This window comes from Ornithinibacillus bavariensis (genome assembly GCF_018333235.1).
GTDB lineage: Bacteria > Bacillota > Bacilli > Bacillales > Amphibacillaceae > Ornithinibacillus > Ornithinibacillus bavariensis.
Genome location: NZ_BORP01000012.1, coordinates 1 through 1263, shown reverse-complemented (window position 1 = coordinate 1263; position 1263 = coordinate 1). Strand labels below are relative to the sequence as shown.

1 rRNA gene (only partly in view) is annotated in these 1263 nt (G+C 54.8%); it reads left to right on the top strand.

The window, feature by feature from the left end:
• Nucleotides 1–1263 (top strand): 23S ribosomal RNA (locus KI338_RS17480); its annotated part reaches 1648 nt to the left of the window's first position; the annotation flags it as partial.

Sequence of the window (1263 nt, the reverse complement as noted above, 5' to 3'; positions counted from 1 at the left end):
GCTCCAGCTGTGATGGGGAGCGAATTTTAGTAGCGAAGTTCCTGATTTCATACTGCCAAGAAAAGCTTCTAGCCAGATTATAGGTGCCCGTACCGCAAACCGACACAGGTAGGCGAGGAGAGAATCCTAAGGTGAGCGGGAGAACTCTCGTTAAGGAACTCGGCAAAATGACCCCGTAACTTCGGGAGAAGGGGTGCTTCTTTAAGGAGAAGCCGCAGTGAATAGGCCCAAGCGACTGTTTAGCAAAAACACAGGTCTCTGCGAAGCCGAAAGGCGAAGTATAGGGGCTGACACCTGCCCGGTGCTGGAAGGTTAAGGGGATGAGTTAGGGCTTACGCCCGAAGCTTTGAACCGAAGCCCCAGTAAACGGCGGCCGTAACTATAACGGTCCTAAGGTAGCGAAATTCCTTGTCGGGTAAGTTCCGACCCGCACGAAAGGTGTAACGACTTGGGCACTGTCTCAACGAGAGACCCGGTGAAATTATACTATGCGTGAAGATGCGCATTACCCGCGACAGGACGGAAAGACCCCGTGGAGCTTTACTGTAGCCTGATATTGAATGTCTGTGCAGCTTGTACAGGATAGGTGGGAGCCGTAGAAGCCGGAGCGCTAGCTTCGGTGGAGGCATCCGTGGGATACCACCCTGGCTGTATGGACCTTCTAACCCAGGACCGTGATCCGGTTCGGAGACAGTGTCAGGCGGGCAGTTTGACTGGGGCGGTCGCCTCCCAAAAGGTAACGGAGGCGCCCAAAGGTTCCCTCAGAATGGTTGGAAATCATTCGAAGAGTGTAAAGGCAGAAGGGAGCTTGACTGCGAGACCTACAAGTCGAGCAGGGACGAAAGTCGGGCTTAGTGATCCGGTGGTTCCGCATGGAAGGGCCATCGCTCAACGGATAAAAGCTACCCCGGGGATAACAGGCTTATCTCCCCCAAGAGTTCACATCGACGGGGAGGTTTGGCACCTCGATGTCGGCTCATCGCATCCTGGGGCTGTAGTCGGTCCCAAGGGTTGGGCTGTTCGCCCATTAAAGCGGTACGCGAGCTGGGTTCAGAACGTCGTGAGACAGTTCGGTCCCTATCCGTCGTGGGCGTAGGAAGTTTGAGAGGAGCTGTCCTTAGTACGAGAGGACCGGGATGGACACACCGCTGGTGTACCAGTTGTTCCGCCAGGAGCATAGCTGGGTAGCTACGTGTGGAAAGGATAAGTGCTGAAAGCATCTAAGCATGAAGCCCCCCTCAAGATGAGACTTCCCATCACTTC